General features: G+C 66.4%; 23 protein-coding genes and 1 pseudogene. 12 read left to right on the top strand and 12 right to left on the bottom strand.

Annotated elements, in window-relative coordinates:
- Window positions 1-18 precede the first annotated feature (18 nt).
- On the top strand, window positions 19-708 hold the full coding sequence (locus A5779_RS26910) for an HAD family hydrolase (RefSeq protein ID WP_064886776.1): 690 nt from the start codon (window positions 19-21) through the stop codon (window positions 706-708).
- Window positions 709-717: 9 nt separating this feature from the next.
- Window positions 718-1,167: a nitroreductase family deazaflavin-dependent oxidoreductase gene (locus A5779_RS26905; protein WP_064886775.1), complete on the top strand. Its 450-nt coding sequence runs from the start codon at window positions 718-720 to the stop codon at window positions 1,165-1,167.
- A gap of 10 nt (window positions 1,168-1,177) precedes the next feature.
- Here the strand turns inward: A5779_RS26905 and A5779_RS26900 are convergent, their stop codons facing one another.
- Entirely contained in the window at window positions 1,178-1,456 is a 279-nt protein-coding gene (locus tag A5779_RS26900; protein ID WP_055110400.1) for a hypothetical protein, read from the bottom strand.
- 120 nt (window positions 1,457-1,576) lie between these two features.
- Between A5779_RS26900 and A5779_RS26895 the strand changes: the two genes are divergently transcribed.
- Window positions 1,577-2,494 carry a 1,4-dihydroxy-2-naphthoyl-CoA synthase gene (locus A5779_RS26895; protein ID WP_064886774.1) on the top strand — a complete coding sequence of 306 codons (918 nt, stop codon included), beginning with the start codon at window positions 1,577-1,579 and terminating at the stop codon, window positions 2,492-2,494.
- Here the strand turns inward: A5779_RS26895 and A5779_RS26890 are convergent.
- On the bottom strand, window positions 2,491-2,985 hold the full coding sequence (locus tag A5779_RS26890; RefSeq protein ID WP_064886773.1) for a pyridoxamine 5'-phosphate oxidase family protein: 495 nt from the start codon (window positions 2,983-2,985) through the stop codon (window positions 2,491-2,493). The two genes, A5779_RS26895 and A5779_RS26890, sit on opposite strands and share 4 nt — an antisense overlap.
- A gap of 65 nt (window positions 2,986-3,050) precedes the next feature.
- Between A5779_RS26890 and A5779_RS26885 the strand changes: the two genes are divergently transcribed.
- A complete protein-coding gene (locus A5779_RS26885; protein ID WP_064886772.1) occupies window positions 3,051-3,920 on the top strand; it encodes an SDR family oxidoreductase in 870 nt (289 codons plus the stop codon).
- Here A5779_RS26885 and A5779_RS26880 read toward each other — a convergent pair whose 3' ends face one another.
- Genes A5779_RS26880 through A5779_RS26860 form a run of 5 tightly spaced genes read right to left on the bottom strand, consistent with a single transcriptional unit; the run spans window position 3,921 to window position 8,693 of the window.
- A complete protein-coding gene (locus A5779_RS26880) occupies window positions 3,921-4,763 on the bottom strand; it encodes a polysaccharide deacetylase family protein (protein ID WP_064886771.1) in 843 nt (280 codons plus the stop codon).
- A complete protein-coding gene (gene speB, locus A5779_RS26875; RefSeq protein ID WP_064886828.1) occupies window positions 4,756-5,742 on the bottom strand; it encodes an agmatinase in 987 nt (328 codons plus the stop codon). The genes A5779_RS26880 and speB overlap by 8 nt, the downstream gene beginning before the upstream one ends.
- A 4-nt stretch (window positions 5,743-5,746) precedes the next feature.
- Window positions 5,747-6,508 (bottom strand): SDR family NAD(P)-dependent oxidoreductase, encoded by a 762-nt coding sequence (locus A5779_RS26870; protein WP_064886770.1) that lies wholly within the window; start codon window positions 6,506-6,508, stop codon window positions 5,747-5,749.
- The gene (locus A5779_RS26865; protein ID WP_064886769.1) at window positions 6,505-7,203 is read right to left on the bottom strand and encodes an SDR family NAD(P)-dependent oxidoreductase; all 699 of its coding nucleotides are present in this window, start codon (window positions 7,201-7,203) and stop codon (window positions 6,505-6,507) included. The genes A5779_RS26870 and A5779_RS26865 overlap by 4 nt, the downstream gene beginning before the upstream one ends.
- The gene (locus A5779_RS26860) at window positions 7,200-8,693 is read right to left on the bottom strand and encodes an amino acid permease (RefSeq protein WP_064886768.1); all 1,494 of its coding nucleotides are present in this window, start codon (window positions 8,691-8,693) and stop codon (window positions 7,200-7,202) included. Before A5779_RS26860 ends, A5779_RS26865 begins: the two co-directional genes overlap by 4 nt.
- Window positions 8,694-8,857: 164 nt before the next feature.
- Between A5779_RS26860 and A5779_RS26855 the strand changes: the two genes are divergently transcribed.
- Both A5779_RS26855 and A5779_RS26850 read left to right on the top strand, forming a co-directional pair.
- Entirely contained in the window at window positions 8,858-10,234 is a 1,377-nt protein-coding gene (locus A5779_RS26855) for a PucR family transcriptional regulator (protein WP_064886767.1), read from the top strand.
- Between the two features lie 48 nt (window positions 10,235-10,282).
- Window positions 10,283-10,663 carry a VOC family protein gene (locus A5779_RS26850; RefSeq protein WP_064886766.1) on the top strand — a complete coding sequence of 127 codons (381 nt, stop codon included), beginning with the start codon at window positions 10,283-10,285 and terminating at the stop codon, window positions 10,661-10,663.
- Window positions 10,664-10,746: 83 nt separating this feature from the next.
- Here the strand turns inward: A5779_RS26850 and A5779_RS26845 are convergent, their stop codons facing one another.
- The 3 genes from A5779_RS26845 to A5779_RS26835 are packed head-to-tail and all read right to left on the bottom strand — an operon-like array spanning window position 10,747 to window position 12,626.
- A complete protein-coding gene (locus A5779_RS26845) occupies window positions 10,747-11,055 on the bottom strand; it encodes a DUF3349 domain-containing protein (protein ID WP_064886765.1) in 309 nt (102 codons plus the stop codon).
- 7 nt (window positions 11,056-11,062) lie between these two features.
- Window positions 11,063-11,347 carry a hypothetical protein gene (locus tag A5779_RS26840; protein ID WP_064886764.1) on the bottom strand — a complete coding sequence of 95 codons (285 nt, stop codon included), beginning with the start codon at window positions 11,345-11,347 and terminating at the stop codon, window positions 11,063-11,065.
- A gap of 25 nt (window positions 11,348-11,372) precedes the next feature.
- Complete coding sequence (locus A5779_RS26835; RefSeq protein WP_064886763.1) at window positions 11,373-12,626, bottom strand: inorganic phosphate transporter; 1,254 nt, start codon at window positions 12,624-12,626, stop codon at window positions 11,373-11,375.
- Between the two features lie 265 nt (window positions 12,627-12,891).
- Between A5779_RS26835 and A5779_RS26830 the strand changes: the two genes are divergently transcribed.
- The 3 genes from A5779_RS26830 to A5779_RS26820 all read left to right on the top strand — a co-directional run bounded on the left by A5779_RS26830 (window position 12,892) and on the right by A5779_RS26820 (window position 15,132).
- A complete protein-coding gene (locus tag A5779_RS26830) occupies window positions 12,892-13,254 on the top strand; it encodes a DUF3349 domain-containing protein (RefSeq protein ID WP_064886762.1) in 363 nt (120 codons plus the stop codon).
- 41 nt (window positions 13,255-13,295) lie between these two features.
- Window positions 13,296-14,387 carry an o-succinylbenzoate--CoA ligase gene (gene menE, locus A5779_RS26825; protein ID WP_082941869.1) on the top strand — a complete coding sequence of 364 codons (1,092 nt, stop codon included), beginning with the start codon at window positions 13,296-13,298 and terminating at the stop codon, window positions 14,385-14,387.
- Window positions 14,388-14,517: 130 nt separating this feature from the next.
- The gene (locus A5779_RS26820) at window positions 14,518-15,132 is read left to right on the top strand and encodes a pyridoxamine 5'-phosphate oxidase family protein (RefSeq protein ID WP_064886761.1); all 615 of its coding nucleotides are present in this window, start codon (window positions 14,518-14,520) and stop codon (window positions 15,130-15,132) included.
- Here the strand turns inward: A5779_RS26820 and A5779_RS26815 are convergent.
- Window positions 15,126-15,986: a GNAT family N-acetyltransferase gene (locus A5779_RS26815; protein WP_064886760.1), complete on the bottom strand. Its 861-nt coding sequence runs from the start codon at window positions 15,984-15,986 to the stop codon at window positions 15,126-15,128. The genes A5779_RS26820 and A5779_RS26815 overlap by 7 nt on opposite strands.
- A 52-nt stretch (window positions 15,987-16,038) precedes the next feature.
- Window positions 16,039-16,701 (bottom strand): TetR/AcrR family transcriptional regulator, encoded by a 663-nt coding sequence (locus A5779_RS26810; protein WP_064886759.1) that lies wholly within the window; start codon window positions 16,699-16,701, stop codon window positions 16,039-16,041.
- 192 nt (window positions 16,702-16,893) lie between these two features.
- On the opposite strand from A5779_RS26810, the gene A5779_RS26805 reads away from it, so the two are divergent.
- The 3 genes and pseudogenes from A5779_RS26805 to A5779_RS33215 form a co-directional block, all read left to right on the top strand.
- The gene (locus A5779_RS26805) at window positions 16,894-17,319 is read left to right on the top strand and encodes an MmpS family transport accessory protein (RefSeq protein ID WP_064886758.1); all 426 of its coding nucleotides are present in this window, start codon (window positions 16,894-16,896) and stop codon (window positions 17,317-17,319) included.
- Window positions 17,316-20,234: an MMPL/RND family transporter gene (locus A5779_RS26800; protein ID WP_064886757.1), complete on the top strand. Its 2,919-nt coding sequence runs from the start codon at window positions 17,316-17,318 to the stop codon at window positions 20,232-20,234. Before A5779_RS26805 ends, A5779_RS26800 begins: the two co-directional genes overlap by 4 nt.
- Window positions 20,234-20,394 (top strand): annotated as a pseudogene (locus A5779_RS33215) (DUF732 domain-containing protein); the annotation flags it as partial. The gene A5779_RS26800 and the pseudogene A5779_RS33215, both read left to right, overlap by 1 nt.

The raw sequence follows: 20,394 nt of genomic DNA, 5'->3' as shown, positions 1-20,394 counted from the left end.
GGGCGGGGTCGTGGCACGATGGCGGACATGGTGTCGGCAGTGTTGTTCGACTTCTCCGGGACCCTCTTCCGCCTCGAGGAACAGGACAGTTGGTTCGCCGGGATGGCCGTCGATGAACGTGAGGTCGACGGCCACGTGCAGGCCGAGTTGATGCGCCGGCTGACCGCCCCGACCGGACGGTCCGTGACCATGACCGATGAGCAGTACCAAGCCTGGGCCAACCGGGACCTGGCCCCGCACCTGCACCGTGAGGCCTATCTGCATGTGCTGCGGGAATCCGGGCTGGCCCACCATCACGCCGAATCGCTGTACAACCGGGTGATCGATCCGGCCAGTTGGACGGCCTACCCCGACACCGCGCGGGTCTTCAAAAGCCTGAAAGCACAGGGACTCCGGACGGCCGTTGTGTCCAACATCGCATTCGATGTACGTCCGGCCTTCACCGCGATCGGCGCCGCCGAGCACGTCGACGAGTTCGTGCTGTCCTTCGAAGTGGGTGCGGTCAAACCAGACCCGGCGATATTCACCACGGCACTGCAGCGCCTCGGTGTGCCGGCACAGGAAGCGCTGATGGTCGGCGACAGCGAGGAGGCCGACGGCGGTGCCCGTGAAGTCGGCTGCCAGTTCGCACTGGTCGATCCGCTGCCCACCGAGCAGCGGCCCGACGGGCTGATCACGGCCCTGCAGGCTGTCGGTATCCGCGCCTAGTGTGGAGTCATGGCTGACGACCGGATCCGGCCACCGTGGTGGCTGAAATACGTCAACAAGGTGATGATCGGGCTCAACAAGCTCGGCGTCGGCGGCGACAAGGGTCCCGTGGTGCTCACGGTGACGGGCCGCAAGAGCGGTAAACCCCGGTCGACGCCCGTCACCCCGATGACCGTCGACGGGCACCGCTACATCGTCGGCGGACTGCCGAAGGGCGACTGGGCCGCCAACGCCCGCGCTGCCGGCGAGGCCACCGTGCACCAGGGCCGCAAAGACCAGCGGGTCCGAGTGGTGGAGATCCCCGTCGAGCAGGCGCGGCCGCTGCTACGCCAATTCCCCGTCCTGGTGCCGACCGGTGTCGGGTTCATGCGCAATGCCGGGCTGGTGACCGGGCCCAATCCGGACGAGTTCGAGGCACTCGCCGGGCGCTGCCCGGTGTTCCGGCTGGACCCGATCTAGAGCCTGCCCGTCAGCTCAGGTGCGGGGCTTCCTTGATCTTGGAGTCCTGCTTGCCCACGGTCTGGCAGAAGGCCTGCACCGCCATCCGGGTTCCGGTGATCTCGAGCTGGGCTGGATCGTTGCCCTTCTCATCCTTGAGCATCTTGGACACGGCTTCGTCCTGGGTCTTCTCGTCCTGCCCGATGAAGTCCTTGCACTTGGTGTCACCACCGGTGATCGCAGGTGAACATCCGACGAGTGCAAGGCCGACAGCCAACCCCGAGAACAACACACCTGCCGACTTCTTCATTGTGGTCAACGTCGCCTCTTTCTGATCTGGTGATGCGCTGTACGCATCATCGCGCCAGGTTTTGTACCCCGCGACGGTACCTGTGAAACGTCGAGTTGCCCTCGCTCTACAGTCGAGCACGTGAGTGCAGACAACCCGTTCGACCCGACAGCCTGGGAGCCGGTGCCCGGCTTCGACGATCTGACCGACATCACCTACCACCGCCACGTCGCCGACGGCGCCCGGCAGCCCACGGTGCGGGTCGCGTTCGACCGGCCCGAGGTGCGCAACGCGTTCCGGCCGCACACCGTCGACGAGCTGTACCGCGTCCTCGACCACGCCCGGATGTCCCCCGACGTCGGGGTGGTGCTGCTGACCGGCAACGGCCCGTCGGCCAAGGACGGCGGCTGGGCCTTCTGCTCCGGCGGGGACCAACGCATCCGCGGGCGCTCCGGGTATCAGTACGCCGACGGGGAGACCGCCGAGACCGTCGACCCGGCCCGGGCCGGACGACTGCACATTCTCGAGGTGCAGCGGCTCATCCGGTTCATGCCGAAGGTGGTGATCTGCCTGGTCAACGGCTGGGCGGCCGGTGGCGGGCACAGCCTGCACGTCACCTGCGACCTGACCCTGGCCAGCCGCCAGCACGCCCGGTTCAAGCAGACCGATGCCGACGTCGGCAGCTTCGACGGCGGCTTCGGCAGCGCGTATCTGGCCCGCCAGACCGGGCAGAAGTTCGCCCGCGAAATCTTCTTCCTGGGCCGCGCCTACGACGCCGAGACCATGTACCAGATGGGCGCGGTGAACGACGTCGTCGACCACGCCGAGCTGGAGGCGGTCGGCCTGCAGTGGGCGGCCGAGATCAACGGCAAGTCGCCCCAGGCCATCCGGATGCTGAAGTTCTCGTTCAACCTGATCGACGACGGCCTGGTCGGCCAGCAGGTGTTCGCCGGAGAGGCCACCCGGTTGGCGTACATGACCGACGAGGCCGTCGAGGGCCGCGACGCGTTCCTGCAGAAGCGCGATCCCGACTGGAGCGGTTTCCCGCGCTACTTCTAGAAACGGAAACCCGTCTGGCCATGGGGTGACTTCGCGAACGCCAGCACTTTGGCCGGGGTGACCCGGTAAACGATCGCCGCCTCACCGTCCGGATCGAAAACCTCGTCGTCGCAATCGAAATCCCAGTCGTCGCCGTACTTGCTCCGATAGGCATCGGCCAGGGTGGTCAACCGTTGCCGACCGGTCACCCGCGCGGCGGTCCCCTCGACCACGATGTCCAGGCCCGCATTCCACGTGTTGGTTCCGGTTGTGACGACGACGGCAGCGCCCGCCTGCAGGTTGCGGGCCTTCTGCTCGGAGGGCCCGGTGCAGAACACGAACGCATCGTCGGTCCACACCCCGACCAGTGGTGTGACGTGCGGCCGCCCGTCGCCGCGCACGGTCGTGAGCCAGTACAGCCCGGCTGCCTGGAGTGCGGCCGCGGCGGCCGGCCACGTGGTCGGTTCGGTCGCCTCGCTGAAGCGCTGGTCGAGCTTGCCGGTGATGGTCATAGCGATATCGACTCGGGAGGCGCCCACAAGTCATCGCGGAAAGGTAGGCGACCTAAACTCGGCGCATGAGCAAGAACCCGCTGCGCCGGCTCTCTGAGCAGGTGCTGTTGACGAGCATGCGCCCGCCGCTGACCGAACGGCTGCAGGCCCGTGACGATATCGATGTCGCAGGCAAGCGCATCCTGCTGACCGGCGCCTCGTCGGGCATCGGCGAGGCCGCAGCGGAGAAGTTCGCCGCGAAGGGAGCCACCGTCATCGCGGTGGCCCGCCGCCAGGAACTGCTCGACGACCTGGTCGGGCGGATCTCCGCCAAGGGTGGCGACGCCCACGCCCACGCGGTGGACCTGTCCGACATGGACGCCATCGACGAGCTGGTCGCCACCGTGGAACGTGACCTCGGCGGTGTCGACATCCTGATCAACAACGCCGGCCGGTCGATCCGGCGGCCGCTGGCCGAATCTCTGGACCGCTGGCACGACGTCGAGCGCACCATGACGCTCAACTACTACTCGCCGCTGCGGCTCATTCGCGGCCTGGCCCCGGGCATGCGGGAACGTCGGGACGGGCACATCATCAACGTCGCCACCTGGGGCGTGATGAACGAATCCTCACCGCTGTTCGCGGTGTACAACGCGTCCAAGGCAGCGCTGGCCGCGGTCAGCCGGGTCATCGAGACCGAATGGGCCTCCGTCGGCGTGCATTCCACCACGCTGTACTACCCGTTGGTGAAGACCCCGATGATCGCCCCCACCCGGGCCTACGACGGACTGCCCGGACTGTCGGCTGCCGAGGCCGCCGACTGGATGCTGACCGCGGCGCGCACCCGGCCGGTACAGATCGCGCCACGGATGGCAGTGACCGCCAAGGCACTGAACACCGTGGCACCCGGTCTGGTCGACGCCCTGATGAAACGGCAACGGGTCCAACCGGTCTGATCACGGCTTGGTGATGCTGCGGGGCTCAAGTCCGAGCGACCGCACATGCTCGGCGATCGCCCCGAGACTCGTGGTCCACACATCGGCGTGGTCACGCACGTATCGCATGAGGTGGTCGAGTTCGGCTGCCCGCGAGGCCCGTCCGGACAGGAACGGGTGATTGGTCAGCACCCAGCACGCCCCGGCGCGGCGGAGCGCGTCGAACTCCAGCTGCCAGATCTCCCGCGCCTTGCGCGGGCTCTCGATCAGACCGGATCCGGAGATGTCGGGCAGATAGCAGTACTGCTCCCAGTCGTCGAGCGCCCACTGGATGGGGATCTCCACCAGCGAGCTGTCACCGACGGCGAGCTCATAAGGGCAGTCGGCGTCCATCAGGCTTGAGTCGTACAGGAAACCGCGCTCCGCGAGCAGCGAGGGGGTGTGCCACGACAGGTCCCACATCGGCGCGCGGTAACCGACAGGCCGCACCCCGGCGACCTCCGCCAGCGCCCCCAGCCCACGGTCCAGTGCATCGACCTCCTCCTGCACCGTCAGCGCCGTCGGCTGCTCGTGAAGATATCCGTGGTGGGCGATCTCATGCCCGGCGGCCACGATCGCCCGCACCGCCTCGGGGTACCGGTGCGCGGTGTGGCCGGGGACGAAGAACGTCGACGGAATCTGATGGCGATCCAGCAGATCCAGGATCCGGGGAATCCCAACCAGCGGCCCGTACGCCTGGTGGGACATCACGCTCATCCGCGCCGCGGCGCCCTCGTTGCCCCACAGCACCGCCGACTCGGCATCCACGTCGAAGGTGAATGCCGCCGCCGCGATTCTGCCGTCCGGCCAAGAGAATTCAGCCATCGGCCATCAGCGTAACCAGTTCGTAGGCCAGATTGGCCGCGGCCACCGCGGTCACGTCGCCGCTGTCGTAGGCCGGGGCCACCTCGACCACGTCGGCACCGACGATCGACAGCCCGCGCATGGCCCGCAGCACCGCGACCAGCTCCCGGCTGGTCATCCCGCCGATCTCGGGAGTCCCGGTGCCCGGCGCGAACCCCGGGTCCAGCACATCGATGTCGATCGACACATACACCGGGTGATCGCCGACTCGCTGCAGGATCCGCTCGATGACACCGTCCACACCGATGCGGTCGATGTCGCGGCAGTGCACCACCGTGAACCCCAGGGACTCGTCGTCGAGCAGGTCGGCGCGGTCGTAGAGCGAGCCGCGGATGCCGACGTGCGCAGAATGGCCCTTGACGATCAGGCCCTGCTCGGAGGCCCGGCGGAACGGGGTGCCGTGCGTGCAGGGTGCCCCGAAGTAGGTGTCCCAGGTGTCGAGGTGGGCGTCGAAGTGCACCAGCGCCACCGGGCCGTGCACCGCGTGCACCGCCTGTAGGGCCGGCAGGGCGATGGTGTGGTCCCCGCCGAGCAGCACCACCCGCTTCTCGGGCCCCGTCAGCAACTCGGAGATCCCGTCCCGAATCTGGTCCACCGCAGCGTCGATGTCGAACGGATTGGCCGCGATATCACCGGCATCGACCACCTGCGCCTGGGCGAACGGACTGACATCCAGCGCCGGGTGGTACGGCTTCAGCAGACGCGAGGCCTGCCGGATCGCGGCGGGACCGAACCGAGCACCCGGCCGGTAGGTGACGCCGGCGTCGAACGGCACTCCGACGACGGCGATGTCGTAGTCAGAGACCTCGTGGCGCTGTGGGAGCCGGGCGAACGTGGCGATACCGGCGTACCGCGGTACCACCCGAGCGTCGACCTGACCGACGTTGCCCGTCTCCGACCGCACATACGGCTGGCCCGTCACCTGATTTCCTTCCGTCATCACTTCACACTCTCGTCCGCGTCGCCCCGCCGTTGCAGGAGATCACCTGCCCGACGACAGCCGACATGTCGAAATCTGCCAGCAACTGCACCGCGGCCGCGATCTCGTCGGCAGAGCCGATGCGGCCCAACGGAATCGACTCCGCGTAGCGCGCGTGCACATCTGCCAAGGTGATCCCGGCGGCATCCGCGTCCACCTCGAGCTGCGGAGTGTCGGTCACGCCGGGCGCCACCGCGTTCACGATGATCCCCTCCGGTGCCAATTCCCGGCCCAGGGTCTTGACCAACGAGATGAGCCCGGCCTTGGACGCCGCATACGCGGTGGCCTCGGGCCAGCCGGTGACACCCCACTCGCTGGAGATCACCACGATGCGGCCCGCGCCGAGCCTGCGCATATGCGGCAACACCGCCTGCACCAGGTGAAAGGTGCCACCGAGATTGGTGTCGATGACCCGCCACCAGTCCGCCTCGTCATGCTCCAACAGTGGGGCCATGGTCATGTAGGCGTGGTTGGCGACCAACACGTCGAGCCGACCGGCTGTGGCCGCCACAGTGTCAGCGATCTGAGCGCAGGCGTGCGGATCACAGACATCCCCGGGGACGGCCAGGCCACCGATCTCGGCAGCCAACGCATCCAACCCGGCGCCAGAACGAATGTCGTTGACCGCGACCGTCGCTCCCGCCGCGGCCAGCCGCCGGGCATGCGCGGCGCCCATCCCCTGCGCGGCACCGGTGACCAGCGCGACCCGTCCCTGTAACGAGCTCATATCACCGCTCCTGCGTTGACATTGACGACGTCACCGGTACTGAAGGTGGCGTCACACACCAGATATCGCACACACTGCGCCACCTCGACCGGGGTGACCAGCCGACCCAACGGCAGCGTCGAAAGATAATCCGCTGCACGCCAAGGGGAATCGTCGGACAGCAACGGAGTGTCGGTAGGGCCCGGGGCCACCGCGTTCACCCGGACACCGCGACCGGCCACCTCAGCGGCCAGGCTGCGCACCAGGCCGAGAATGGCCCCTTTGGCCGCCGCGTAATGGGCATCACCGTCGCCGCCACCGACCGCGAGCTCACTGGCCACCGCGACCATCGCCCCCGAACCCCGGGCGAGCATGTCAGGCAGACACGCGCGTGAGGCGTGGAACAACCCGCCCACGTGCACCCGCAGCATGCGCTGCCAGGCCTGGGTGCTGATCTGGCTCACCGGGGCCATCTCGTAGTGGCCCGCCGAGGTCACCAGCGCGGTGATCGGGCCGAGTTCGGCGCGGATCTCGTCGACCGCACCGGTCACCGCGGTGCCATCGGAAACATCTACTGCGACAGCGTGATCCGCCTTGGTCGAACCCGACAGATCGAGCGTTCCGATGACGTATCCGCGTTCCCGCAAGGCGGTGACCACGGCGGCGCCGATTCCGCTGGCGCCTCCGGTGACGACCGCGACCGGTGATTCAGTCATCGCTTCCCACCTTCCCCGTCGGCGCGCTCGTCCAGGGCCTCGACGTCGTCGATCACCGCGGCGCTCACGATCCGCTGCCGCACACTGAGCAGGACGGCCAGCCCGATCATGCCCAGCACGGCCACCCCGATCCACACCGACCAGTCCAGGTAGCGCTGCTCGAAAACCGGCCTCGGCCAGGCGATGTTGAGGGTCTGCAGAACCGCCCACACCGCAGCCACCACCGCGACCGGAACTGTGGCACGGCCCAGGCTGAACGCGCCGTCCGTCCAGCTCCGTCGGGCCAGCACCACCACGAACCCGATCAACGGGAACAGGAAGGCCAGGTAGAAGCCGCCGGCGGTGAAATTGACCATGAGCGAATAGATGTCGCCGGCCACGATGGACAGCAGGAACAGTGCCCCGCCGACCACCGTGGTGACCAGGATCGGCACCACCGGGATCCGCGCCTCACCACGCAACCGGGCCAGCGCCTTCGAGGCCGGCAGCGCGCCGTCACGGGCGTAGGCCCAGATCACCCGGGACGCGGAGGTCTGCAATGCCAGGAAGCTGGCCAGGAAGCCGATGACGAACAGCATCTCGACCGGTTTGGCGATGCCGTGGCCCAGTGCGGCCGTGAGGGTTTCGTACACCGGGTCGGCCACGGAGCCGGAGATCACCGCATCCAGGTCAGGGATCGCAAGGATGATCGCCAGGCTGGAGTAGGCCACCACCAGCGCGATGAAACCCAGCGAGAAGAGCACGGCCTTGGGCAGGTCCCGCCGCGGCTCATGGACCTCCTCGGCGATGGCGCCCGCACTCTCGAACCCGACGAACGAGAATCCGATGAACGCCACCGCGATCAGGAACGGCCCGCCCAGGTAGCTCCAGGTGTCCACCTCGGGACCGCCGCCGTCGAACAGCACCGACAACGAGTTGTTGCGGTGGAACAGCAACAGCCAGGTGCCCAGCCCGATCGAACCGATCACCTCGGCCACGATGCTGGCCGTCATGAACACCTTGAGCGCACCGCGGCCGATCAGGTTGATCGCGGTCCCGCCGAGCAGGATCACCAGCGCGATGACGGCACGTAGGCGGCCGGACGGCGATTCCACCCCGGCGATGTTCGCCACGAACCCGGCGGCGCCCAGCGCCACGGTCGCCATCGCGATCACCAACGTCCACATGTACACCCAGCCGGCGAACCAGCCGTAGGACGTGCCGAGCAGCCGCCGCGACCACTGGTATATAGAACCCTCCAACGGCCAGCGCGACACCAGCATCGCGAAGACCAGGGCGACCAGCAGCTGACCGCCGAACACGAGCGCGAATCCCCACCAGAAACTCGGGCCGGCCGAGGACAGCGCCAGACCGAAGATTCCGTAGAGCGCGACGATCGGCGAGATGAACGCAAAAGCAAAGGCGAAGGCCGACCACAGCGAGAATTCGCGCCGCAGCACGTTGGGCCCGTCCGTGTCGTGCTCGGGCAACGAGATCGGCGATGCAGTCATCGTGTGCTCCCTCTGTGTGGTTGGAGGAACTATCACGCCGCAGTGGCGTAACCACCAAGCGAATGCGACCAACACGCTGCGAATCCACTGTCACACCACGCTGCCATTGGAGGATCCGACAATGCCGGCGGGCACGGGGATGACGACGGCGTTACGCTCACCCCATGTCGGACCGCGGCGATGTCAAACCGACACTGCGCGACCTCCTCGAGTCACACCGTGGGCTGCTCACTCCCGACGAGCCAACCGGCGACCTGGATCACCGGATCAACTGGGTGCACACCACCGAGTTACGGGACCCGTCGAGGTACCTGCACGGCGGTGAACTGGTCTGCACAGTGGGCATCAGCCTGCAGACCGAGCAGGACTGCGCGGCGTTCGTCGAATCGCTGAGCCGGTCCGGGGCGGCCGGCCTGTGCTTCGGCATCGGCGATGTGCACGACGCCGTTCCGGCTGCCTTGCTCACCTCGGCCGCACGCGCCGGCCTACCGGTCCTCATCGCCCCACCCAATGTGCCGTTCTCCTCGGTGAGCCGCTACGTCGCCGACTTCCAGGTCGGCGGCGAGATCGCCGTAGCGCGGGCCACCAATTCCCTGATGCCCGAACTGCTCTCGTCCCAACGGCGACGTGAGTCGGTGCGCCAGTTGCTGGACCGGGCAGGCGAGGTGCTGGGCTGCCATCTCCTGGTGGATCCCGACCAGGCGTCCGCGGGTGCAGGGGCCGGTGTCCCGCTCGGCGACTTGGGAACCCTCACCTCGGTCGGCAGCGACGAGCCACCGGAGCCCACGGTGCTGGACCTCATCGGCCGATTCGTCCAGGCCGCCCAGGGCGAACGCGACATCGAATCCGCACTCTCCCGCGAACGCGTCGGGCAACTGCTGTCGCTGATCGAGCGACGCATGCTGCTGCCCGACGCCCTCAATCAGCTACTGGACTGGCCGGGGCTGGCGGCCCCCGAGCTCGCCTGCTCGGCCTGGCCGGCCGGGGCCGGGGCCGTGTTGTCGATGGCATTTCCCGATGCCCTGGTCGGCGATGCACCCGAGGTATGCCTGGTACTGGAGGCCGGCCCGCGGGCCCAGCACCCGGGCGAACTGTCCCTGCCCTCGGGCCACGCCGCCGCCGCTCCGCTGTCCGAACTGGGCGCGGCGATCACCCAGGCCCGCATCGCCCTCGACCTTGCCCAGCAGCACGGCGGCAGCATCGGCCCTGATCAGCTGAGCACGTTCGACAGCCTGCTCGAAGGCTTGCCGCTGAACCGGTTGGCCCCGTTCAAAAGCCAGCTCATCGACCCGCTGGAGACCCTGGACAACGGGCGGGGCACCCAGCACGTGCGAACGCTGCGCACCTTCCTGGCCACCAATGGGTCGCTCATCGACACCGCCCGTGAGTTGTTCCTGCACACCAACACCGTGCGTCACCGGTTGAGCCGCATCCACGAGATCACCGGACGAAACCCGATGAGTTTCGAGGACCAGGCCGCGTTCGCCATCGGATTGCGGGCCAGCGACCGCGCCCGCCGGATGCCGGGGCGCCCCGACTGACCCGTGTCGCGGATTCGCCCCGGCACCCGGCGGTGGTAGACAAGGGATATGGAGATCCTGGCCAGCAGGATGTTGATCCGACCGGTCGATTACCCGAAGTCAGTGGAGTTCTACCGCGATGGGATCGGCTTGGCCATCGCCCGCGAATACGGTGCAGGCACAGTGTTTTACGCGGGCCAGTCACTGATCGAGCTGGCCGGGCACCACAGCCCCACCGAATCCGGGGTGTTCCCCGGAGCGCTGTGGCTGCAGGTGCGCGACGTCTACGCCACCCAGGCTGAACTGGAAACCCGCGGCGTGACCATCGCCCGCGCCGCGACCCAGGAACCGTGGGGTCTGCACGAAATGCACGTGATCGACCCCGACGGCATCACCCTGATTTTTGTCCAGGTGCCCGACACTCATCCACTCCGGCGGGACACGCGCTGACTTGGAACTGACGCTGCACTTGTGCGGGTTGCGGTGCGCGTGAACTCAAAGTCAACAGCCGGGCTCAAATATGCCCGTGTCCCTCAGCGCGTCGGGGTCGACAGCGGCCAGCCCACCGAGGCCAGCCGAGCGGCGACCTGGTTGACCTCTTCTGGAAGCGGTTCCTTGTCGATGACGTTCTGCACCGCGTCCCGGATCTCGTCGTCGGTGACAGGGCTGTCCCCGTCGGAGGAGCGCAGGATGTCGTGGGTGGCCCGGACCACCTCGTCCTCGGACAGTGACCGGGTCAGCAACGCCAGCAGGGCGAACTGGTCCTTGTGCGGCACGCCCTCCGGATAGCCGGCCCGCAACCAGCTCAGCACGTTGTCGAGGAAGCTCGTCGTTTCGGTCATGCTGCGCTCACTTACCCGGAATGAACGGGACGGGGTTGAATCCGAAGTGATGAATGATCGTGGTCTTGGTGATCCACAGGATCGCGATCACGATCACCGCGGCGACGACGGCGAAGAGCGCCAGACCGAGGAACTTCAGCACCGGGTTGGGCGCCACGACGGTGCCGTCCTCGTGAGTGCCGCCGGCGCCGTTCGAGTAGGCCACCAGACCTGTGGCGAACACCGCAGGCAGACCAGCTCCGAGGATCAACCCCACAACCAGCACCTTGAAGATGGAGTCCACATAAATCATCAGCTGATTCCTTAGCTAGATCCGGTCAGACTGCGGCTTTGTCGACTGTGGCGGCAGGCTTGCCGGCCTCACGCACCTCGGCCGGCACGACCGAGTTGGTGGAGTCATCCCAATCGGCATTGACGTTCTTGTGGTCGACCTTCTGCTGCTGAGCGCGCCACCACATGTATCCGGACAGGGCGACCAGGATCAGGAAGATCAGGCCGTCGCCGGCGAGCGCCGCCCCGGTGAGCGACTCGACACCGTGCGACAGCCAGAAAGCCAGCGCGCCGACGATTCCGGCGGCGGGCAGCGTGATCAGCCAGGCCATCGCCATGCGTCCGGCCACGGCCCAACGCACCTCGGCGCCCGGCTTGCCGACGCCGCTACCGAGGATCGAGCCGGTGGCGACGTGAGTTGTGGACAGCGCCATACCCGCGGCGCTGGAGCTCAAAATGATTGCGGCCGAGGATGCTTCGGCGGCCAGCCCCTGCGGGGATTCGATCTCGACCAGGCCCTTGCCCAGCGTGCGGATGACGCGCCAGCCGCCGATGTAGGTGCCGAGGCCGATGGCCAGTGCGCAGGAGGCGATGATCCAGAACGGCAGACCGTTCTCCTTCACATCCCCGGTGAGGTGCCCGGTGGTGATGAGGGCGAGCGCGATGACACCCATGGTCTTCTGGGCGTCGTTCGTTCCGTGCGACAGGGCGACCAGCGAGGCGGTGGCGATCTGTCCCCAACGGAAACCCTGCTCGCGGCGCTTCTTCAGCACGTTGCGGGTGATGCGGTAGACCAGCCAGGTTCCGGCCGCAGCGACGAGGCAGGCGATGAACGGAGCCGCGATCGCGGGGATGAGCACCTTCTGGAGGACGCCGGACCAGTTGACCCCGGACAGTCCGATAGCTGCCAGCCCGGCGCCGATCAGACCGCCGAAGAGCGCGTGCGACGAGCTGGACGGAATGCCGAAGAGCCAGGTCAACAGGTTCCACAGGATGCCGCCGATCAGGCCGGCGAAGATGATCGTGAGACCCGTCGAGGCATCGATGCCGGATACCAGCGACCCCGTCTTGCTGTCCTGAATCTTGAGCACCGATGTGGTGACCGTGACGGCCACCTCGACCGAGAGGAACGCGCCGACCAGGTTGAGGACACCCGCCAGGATCACAGCGGTCTTGGGCTTCAGCGCCCCCGTGGCGATCGAAGTGGCCATGGCATTGCCGGTGTCGTGAAAGCCGTTTGTGAAGTCAAAGGCCAGTGCTGTTGCTATCAACAGCACCAGGACGATCAGCTCAGCGCTCATGGCGGTAATTCTGTCGGACCATTGGCGTTTTTGACCAGCCGGAAACACCTCGCTGAGCTGGGAATTCGAATACGCTACGAATGAGTTCACCGAGTGTTCATCTGTCCACCCCGGTTTGTTCGCCGGGGCGGTTTGCCGATCTCCGAGCGGGCTATAAGTTCACTGCGAGCCAGAGTCGGCCGGCACCACTAACATCAATGCGGTCCTCCGACTCAAACTCGTATGTCCGGTGGAACGTCGCTCGGGTGCATCAGGAGTAGGCACAGTGAACGCTTTTCTCGCGAAGATCGCGGCCTGGCTGAACGCCGGGTACCCCGAGGGGGTGCCCGGACCAGACCGGGTGCCGCTGTTGGCGCTGCTGACCCGGCGCCTGACGAACGACGAAGTCAAAGCAGTCGCACGGGATCTCATCGATCGCGGTGATTTCGATCACATCGACATCGGCGTGCTGATCACCCAGATCACCGACGAGCTGCCCCGCGTGGAGGACGTCGAACGGGTACGGCAACGACTCGCCGCCAAGGGCTGGCCGTTGGACGATCCGCGCGATGCCGAGGATTCCGTCGGCACCGATGAGACCGGCCGCGCCGACGGTGACGACCCGAAAGAGCCAGGGGGCCCGGCATAGCCGTTCTCCGCCCCGTCTCCGTCGGATCTGCGACGGGCCCGTTGCTGGCGGTCCTCGATGACGTCCTGACCGGACGCGAGGCGGCGATCCTGCCCGTGCCCGCAGACGACGAGCGTCAGAGTTCCCTGCTGACAACCACTTTGCGCGCCGGCGAGGAGATCGACGACGAGGTCGCCCTGGTGATCTCGACCTCGGGCACCACCGGCAAGCCCAAAGGCGCGTTGCTGACCGCGGCGGCGTTGCGATCCAGCGCCGAGTCCACCCACGCCCGGTTGGGTGGTGCGGGCCGGTGGCTGCTGGCCCTGCCCGCCTATCACATCGCCGGCCTGCAGGTGCTGGTGCGCAGCGTGCTGGCCGGTACCACGCCCGTCGCCATCCCGGCCTCCTTCGAGCCGGGCGAGTTGCCCTCGGCGGTAGCCGCTTTGGGGAGTGGGCGCCGCTACGCCTCGCTGGTGGCGGTACAGCTGGACAAGGCCCTTCAGGACCCGGCCGCCGCGGAAGCGCTGGCCGGACTCGATGCCGTGCTGATCGGCGGCGGACCGATGCCGGCCGGTGTGGCCGAACGGGCCCGAGCGGCGGGGGTGAACGTGGTCCGCACCTACGGGATGAGCGAGACCGCAGGCGGCTGCGTGTACGACGGTGTGGCGCTCGACGGTGTGAAGGTGCGGATTGACAACTCCCGCATCCTGCTCGGCGGCGCCACCGTGGCCAAGGGGTATCGCAACCCGGTCACACCCGATCCGTTCGCCGAGCCCGGCTGGTTCCGCACCGATGATCTTGGTTCCGTGGATGATTCGGGTGTGATCAGGGTCTTGGGCCGGGTCGACGACGCGGTCAGCACCGGAGGGCTGACGGTACTGCCGCAACTGGTCGAATCGGCACTGGCCGGCCACCCGGCGATCGCCGACTGCGCGGTGTTCGGGGTGCCCGACGAACGGCTCGGTCAGCGGGTGGTGGCCGCGCTGGTGCTGGCTCCTGGTTCGACAGCCCCCGACGTGGCCGAGTTACGGGCCCAGGTGTCCCAGACGCTGGATGCCACCGCGGCACCGCGCGAGGTGCATATCGTCGACGAGTTGCCCCGCCGCGGCATCGGCAAGCTGGACCGCCGGGCGCTGGCGGCCCGCTACAGCTGAGCGCAGGACGCCCAAAACAACGCCACGGCTGTTCCCCGCCACGGAGAACGACCACTGCGTTGTTGTCGCGGGAGCATCGCCGCAACCACGGAGCCGGAATTTCACTTGTCGGCTTGGGCATGATGGAGACATGCGCCGAGAAGTGACCTCCGCGGACGAGCTGCGCGCCATCGTCGGGCAACCCACCCCAGCCGTCGCAAAGAAGGTGACCGACCGCCTGTCCGAAGCGCAGCAGGGCTGGCTCAAGCAGTCACCCCTGGGTTTCGTGGCGACCACCGATGCGCACGGGCGCGTCGACGTGTCCCCGAAGGGCGACCCGCCTGGTTTCGTCCAGATCATCGACGACACCACGATCGCGATCCCGGAACGGCCAGGCAACCGGCGCGTCGACGGCTTTCTCAATGTCCTGCAACGGCCGCACGTGGGCACGGTGTTCGTCATCCCCGGCCGCGGCGACACCCTGCGAATCAACGGCTCCGCCCGGATCCTTTCGGACGCCGATTATTTCGATGCCATGGTGGTGGACGGCAAGCGGCCGATCCTGGCTCTGGAAATCGACATCGAAGAGGTGTTCTTCCACTGCCCGAAGGCGTTTCTGCGCTCCGACGCCTGGAAACCCGAGAGCTGGAATCCGACGGCGGTGCCCTCGGTGGCGCAGATGGCCAAGGCCTTCAAACCCGACCAGACCCAACAGGAACTCGACGCGTATTACCGCGAGGACAACCTGCGCAAGATGCTCTACTGAACCGCCGCAACCGGTTTCACCAGGATCGCCCGCGTGTACAGCAGCTGGAATCCTCGACGCTGCACGTTCTGCTGTGACTTCGAGCCGGGAGCCGTCGTCACCACGGCGATCTCGCATCCGGCGTCGGCGGCCTCGGCCAGCCGCGCCGCCAGCAGCGCGGCCTGCACCCCGCGGCGCCGGTAGGCCGGCGCGGTCGCGGCTCCGGCCAGCTGAGCGATCCCGCCGCTCAGCCGCATCATCCCGCCGCCGGCGACCGCTCCGCCATACAACGCGATATACGCTGTGGCCCCGGCCTTTTCCATGTCCCGTTCGGCCCTCTCGATGATGTCAGCAGGGAACTGCTCATGGCTGACCGGGCCTTCCCCGTCCGGATGAGCGAAGCCCTCCACCACGACGTTCACCCACGCGGTGAGATCGTCGGCCCGGCGCACGTCCACCTCCGTCGCCAACGGGGCCTCGACGGCGATCGGGCGGCCGAGGACGTTCTCGAACTCGGCGAGGCGATAGCCGCGGCCGGACAACAGCGCGGTGATCTCGGGATCGGCGAGATTGGACAGTTCGACCCGGGTTTCGCTGCCCCTGGCCGCGAAGGCCCGTTCGATCTCGCCCAGCACGGCCTCGTCGGGCACGCCGTCGAAGCCGAGGCCGACCAACTTGTTCATCGGCGACTCAGCCTCGGCGAAACAGGCGAATCCGCCGGCGACCGGCAGCACCAACCCGTCGGCACCACGGTCGCCCGCCGACCGGGTTGCCGCGACGATCAGGTCCGACTCGGCTTTCTCGATGCGGCGGGCCAGCTCGACCCCGCAAAACAGTTGTCCTGTACCAGCGTCCGAATCATCGTAGATAGCCACGTCGATATTGTGCCCGCACAGGCATTTCCGAAACGTCCCGACATCGTGTCGGTCAGCGCGGCGGCCCAGCCGGCTCCCAAGACTGCATCGCGGTGTCGAGCTCATCGCTGTCGAGCGCCTTCACCGGAATGCACGATTGGCCGGCGTGGTAGCGCATGCCGTCCAGGAGGATGGCCACATAGCGACGCCACAGTTCGGCATCGACATTGCCGGCGAATTCGCTGACCGTGCCGGCCAGAAGCCCGAAGATCGGCATGTCCGTGGACGACAGCTCCGGACGTAGATAACCGTCACGCTGGGCCCGCTCGACCAGTTTGGTCAACACCGGGACGAGCTGCTCCTGGCAGGCCTTGACCCGGTCGCACCCATAGGACTTGCTGAACGCGATTTCCCGCAATCCCCGGTCAGTCGCCGTGATCTCGCACATCTTCTCGACGTACCAGGCGAATCCCTGCCACGAATCTTCTTGTTGCAGCGCAGATTCTGCCAGCGCAGTGAGCTGCTCCATACCGTCGACGAAGATGGCCGCGATGAGCTCTTCCTTCGTCGCGAACCGTCGGTACACCGTGCCCACCCCGACATTGGCGTAGCGCGCCACATCGTTGAGCGTCGCCTCAAGACCTTTCTCGGCAAACAGCTCCCTCGCAGCGTCAAGCACCCGCTGACGGTTGCGCTCTGCGTCCTTGCGCAGCACGGGTCTTGTTTCCTCGGTCATATCTCTCTGTCCAAAGTGAGCGGCGTCATAAGTGGATTGATCCTATCCACTTATTCGGATAACTTTACGCCTCGAAGTGCGTAGGACGCCTAACAGCAGGGTTGTCGCGATCGCATCGAAAACGTCGGGAGGCCCACCAGTGACACCTGTCATCGAAACGCCCGCCGCGGGCCTCCTCTCGGGGCCGCCGCGATGCTGAAGGCCATCCGCCGAATCTGGCTCCCCGTACTGATCGTCATCGCGATGGGGGCCGGCGTGCTGATCGTGATGAACGTCCGCAAGGTCTTCGGCGCACATCCGGTGATCATCACCGACACCACCTCGGACAACGCCGAAGACTTCAACCCCAAGTTCGTGAAGTACGAGATCTTCGGAACGGGCGGCACCGCCGTCATCAACTACATGGACCTCGAAGGCAAACCCCAGCGCACCGGAACCGTGCCGCTGCCATGGTCTTTGACCCTGCAAACCACATTGCCGTCGGTGCAACCCAACATCATGGCGCAAGGCGACGGAAGCAGCATCAGTTGCCGAGTCACCGTCGATGACGAGGTCAAAGAAGAGAGAACGGCTACTGGATTGAACGCACAAACCTTCTGCTTTGTGAAGGCAGCATGAGCAGCCACACGGAAGAAACCCAGACCGACGACACCCCGACCGACGCCATCCCAACGGGACGCCATGCGGCACCTCCGCACCCGATGCTCCCGCGATTCATCCGGGCCTTCGCCCTGCCGATCATCCTGATCTGGATCGTGATCGTCGCACTGCTCAACACCGTCGTGCCGCAACTCGAGGTCGTCGGCAAGATGCGCGCGGTGTCGATGAGCCCCAACGACGCACCGTCGATGATCGCCATCAAAGAAGTCGGCAAGAAGTTCCAGGAGTACGACACCAGCAGTTCGGTGATGGTCGTGCTCGAAGGCGACAAGCCACTGGGCCTCGAAGCGCACGTGTTCTACGACCAGATGGTTCGTGACCTGCGCGCGGACACCACCCACGTGCAGCATGTGCAGGACTTCTGGGGTGACACCCTGACCGCCAAGGGCGCCCAGAGCCGCGACGGCAAGGCCGCCTACGTGCAGGTCTACATCGCCGGCGACCAGGGCGAGACGCTGGCCAACGAGTCGGTCGAGGCAGTGCGGCGCATCGCCACCGACAGCCCCGCGCCTGACGGCGTGAAGGCGTACGTCACCGGATCGGCGGCCTCCAGCACCGACCAGAACATCGTCGGCGACGAGAGCATGGAGCTGATCGAGCTCGTCACCTTCGGTGTCATCGCCGTGATGCTGCTGGGCGTCTACCGATCGATCATCACCACGCTGATCGTGCTGTTGATGGTCGTGCTCGAATTGTCCGGCGCACGTGGACTTGTCGCACTTCTGGGCTATAACAACTTCTTCGGTCTCACGACGTTCGCGACCAACATGCTGGTGACCTTGGCCATCGCCGCGGCCACCGACTACGCGATCTTCCTGATCGGCCGATATCAGGAAGCACGAAGAGCCGGCGAGGACAAGGAAGCGGCCTACTACGACATGTTCCACGGCACGGCCCATGTCGTGCTCGCGTCGGGTCTGACCATCGCCGGTGCCACGTTCTGCCTGCACTTCACCCGCCTGCCGTACTTCCAGACCATGGGCATTCCACTGGCGATCGGAATGACGATGGTGGTCGCCATGGCACTGACCCTGGGACCGGCCGTCATCTCGGTGGCCAGCCGGTTCGGCAAGATCCTTGAGCCCAAGCGGCATTCGAAGTCCCGCGGGTGGCACCGGGTCGGCACCGCCACCGTCCGTTGGCCGGGTGCGATCCTGGTGTGCGCCATCGTCGCCGCATTGGTCGGTCTGCTCGCCCTGCCCGGCTACCACACCACCTACAACGACCGCATCTTCCTGCCCAAGGACGTGGGGACGAACGTCGGATACGACGCTGCGTTCCGGCACTTCTCGCAGGCGAAGATGAACCCGGACCTGATGATGATCGAGTCCGACCGCGATCTGCGGAACCCGGCCGATTTCCTGGTCATCGACAAGATCGCCAAGGCCCTCAAGAACGTGCACGGCATCGCCCAGGTACAGACCATCACCCGTCCCGACGGCGATCCGATCAAGCACTCGACGATCCCGTACACGCTGGGCCAGAGCGGTACGACCCAGCTGATGAACAACGACTACGCGCAGACCAACCTGCAGAACATCCTCGATCAAGCTGAGGATCTGCAGACCAGCATCGACGCCATGACCGAGATGATGAGCATCCAGACGGATCTCGCTGCGGTGTCACAGCGCATGGCCGACAAGATGAAGACGACGTCGGGCGACATGAACGACGTCCGGGATCACCTGGCTGACTTCGACGACCAGTTCCGGCCGCTGCGCAACTACCTGTACTGGGAACCGCACTGCTTCGACATCCCGATGTGCTGGTCCATCCGGTCCATCTTCGACGCCCTCGACGGCATCAACACGATGTCCGACGACTTCCAGGACCTGGTTCCCGAGATGCAGCGCATGGCCGACCTGATGCCCAAGATGGTCGCCACGATGCCACGGCAGATCCAGTCGATGAAGCATCAGAAGCAGATGCTGCTGAACCAGTATCAGGTGCAGAAGGCCCAACAGGATCAGACGATGGCGATGCAGAACACCGCCACCGCCATGAGCGAAGCGTTCGACACGGCCAAGAACGACGATTCGTTCTACCTGCCGCCGGAGGCGTTCGATACCGCCGACTTCCAGCGGGGCCTCAAGCTGTTCATGTCGCCTGACGGACATGCGGTGCGGTTCACCATCATTCACCAGGGTGATCCGCTGACTCCGGAAGGCACCGCACGCATCGAACCGATGAAGGTCGCGGCGACCGACGCCATCAAGGGCACACCGTTCGAGGGGGCCAAGATCTACCTCGGCGGCAGCTCGGCGACGTACTACGACATGCAGAAGGGTGCCGACTACGACCTGATCATCGTTGCCGCAGCGGCACTGATCCTGATCTTCATCATCATGTTGGTGCTCACCCGCGCCGTGGTGGCTTCCGCGGTGATCGTGGGCACGGTGGTGCTCAGCCTTGCCTCGGCCTTCGGCCTGTCGGTACTGCTCTGGCAACACATCGTGGGTATCCCCCTGCACTGGATGGTGATGCCGATGTCGGTCATCGTCCTGCTGGCCGTCGGCGCGGACTACAACCTCCTGCTCGTCTCACGAATAAAGGAGGAAATCCACGCCGGGCTGAAGACCGGAATCATCCGGGCCATGGTCGGAACCGGCGCCGTGGTGACCTCCGCGGGCCTGGTCTTCGCCTTCACCATGGGATCGATGGCGGTAAGCAGTTTGATCGTTATCGGTCAGGTCGGAACGACGATCGGCTTAGGCTTGCTGTTCGACACGCTTGTGGTTCGGTCGCTGATGACACCGTCCATCGCCACGTTGCTCGGGCGCTGGTTCTGGTGGCCTCAGCGGGTCCGTCAGCGTCCGCTGCCACAACCGTGGCCGAAGCCCGTCCAACGAGACCCCGAGGAGGCCCTGGCCTGATGAAACGCCTGATCATTGCCCTGTCGATCTGCGCCGCAACCGGTCTCGCCGTCGCGGCACCGGCCTCGGCCGATCCGGACACCGATTTCGCCAATGAGCTGCACACCTTCGGTATCTACGGGCAGCGGGACTACAACGCCTGGATCGCCAAGATCATGTG

It is taken from the genome of Mycolicibacterium peregrinum (genome assembly GCF_001665625.1).
Classification (GTDB): domain Bacteria; phylum Actinomycetota; class Actinomycetes; order Mycobacteriales; family Mycobacteriaceae; genus Mycobacterium; species Mycobacterium peregrinum_B.
Note: the sequence above shows the minus strand (reverse complement) of the source record. Positions and strands in the feature narration are given on the sequence as shown.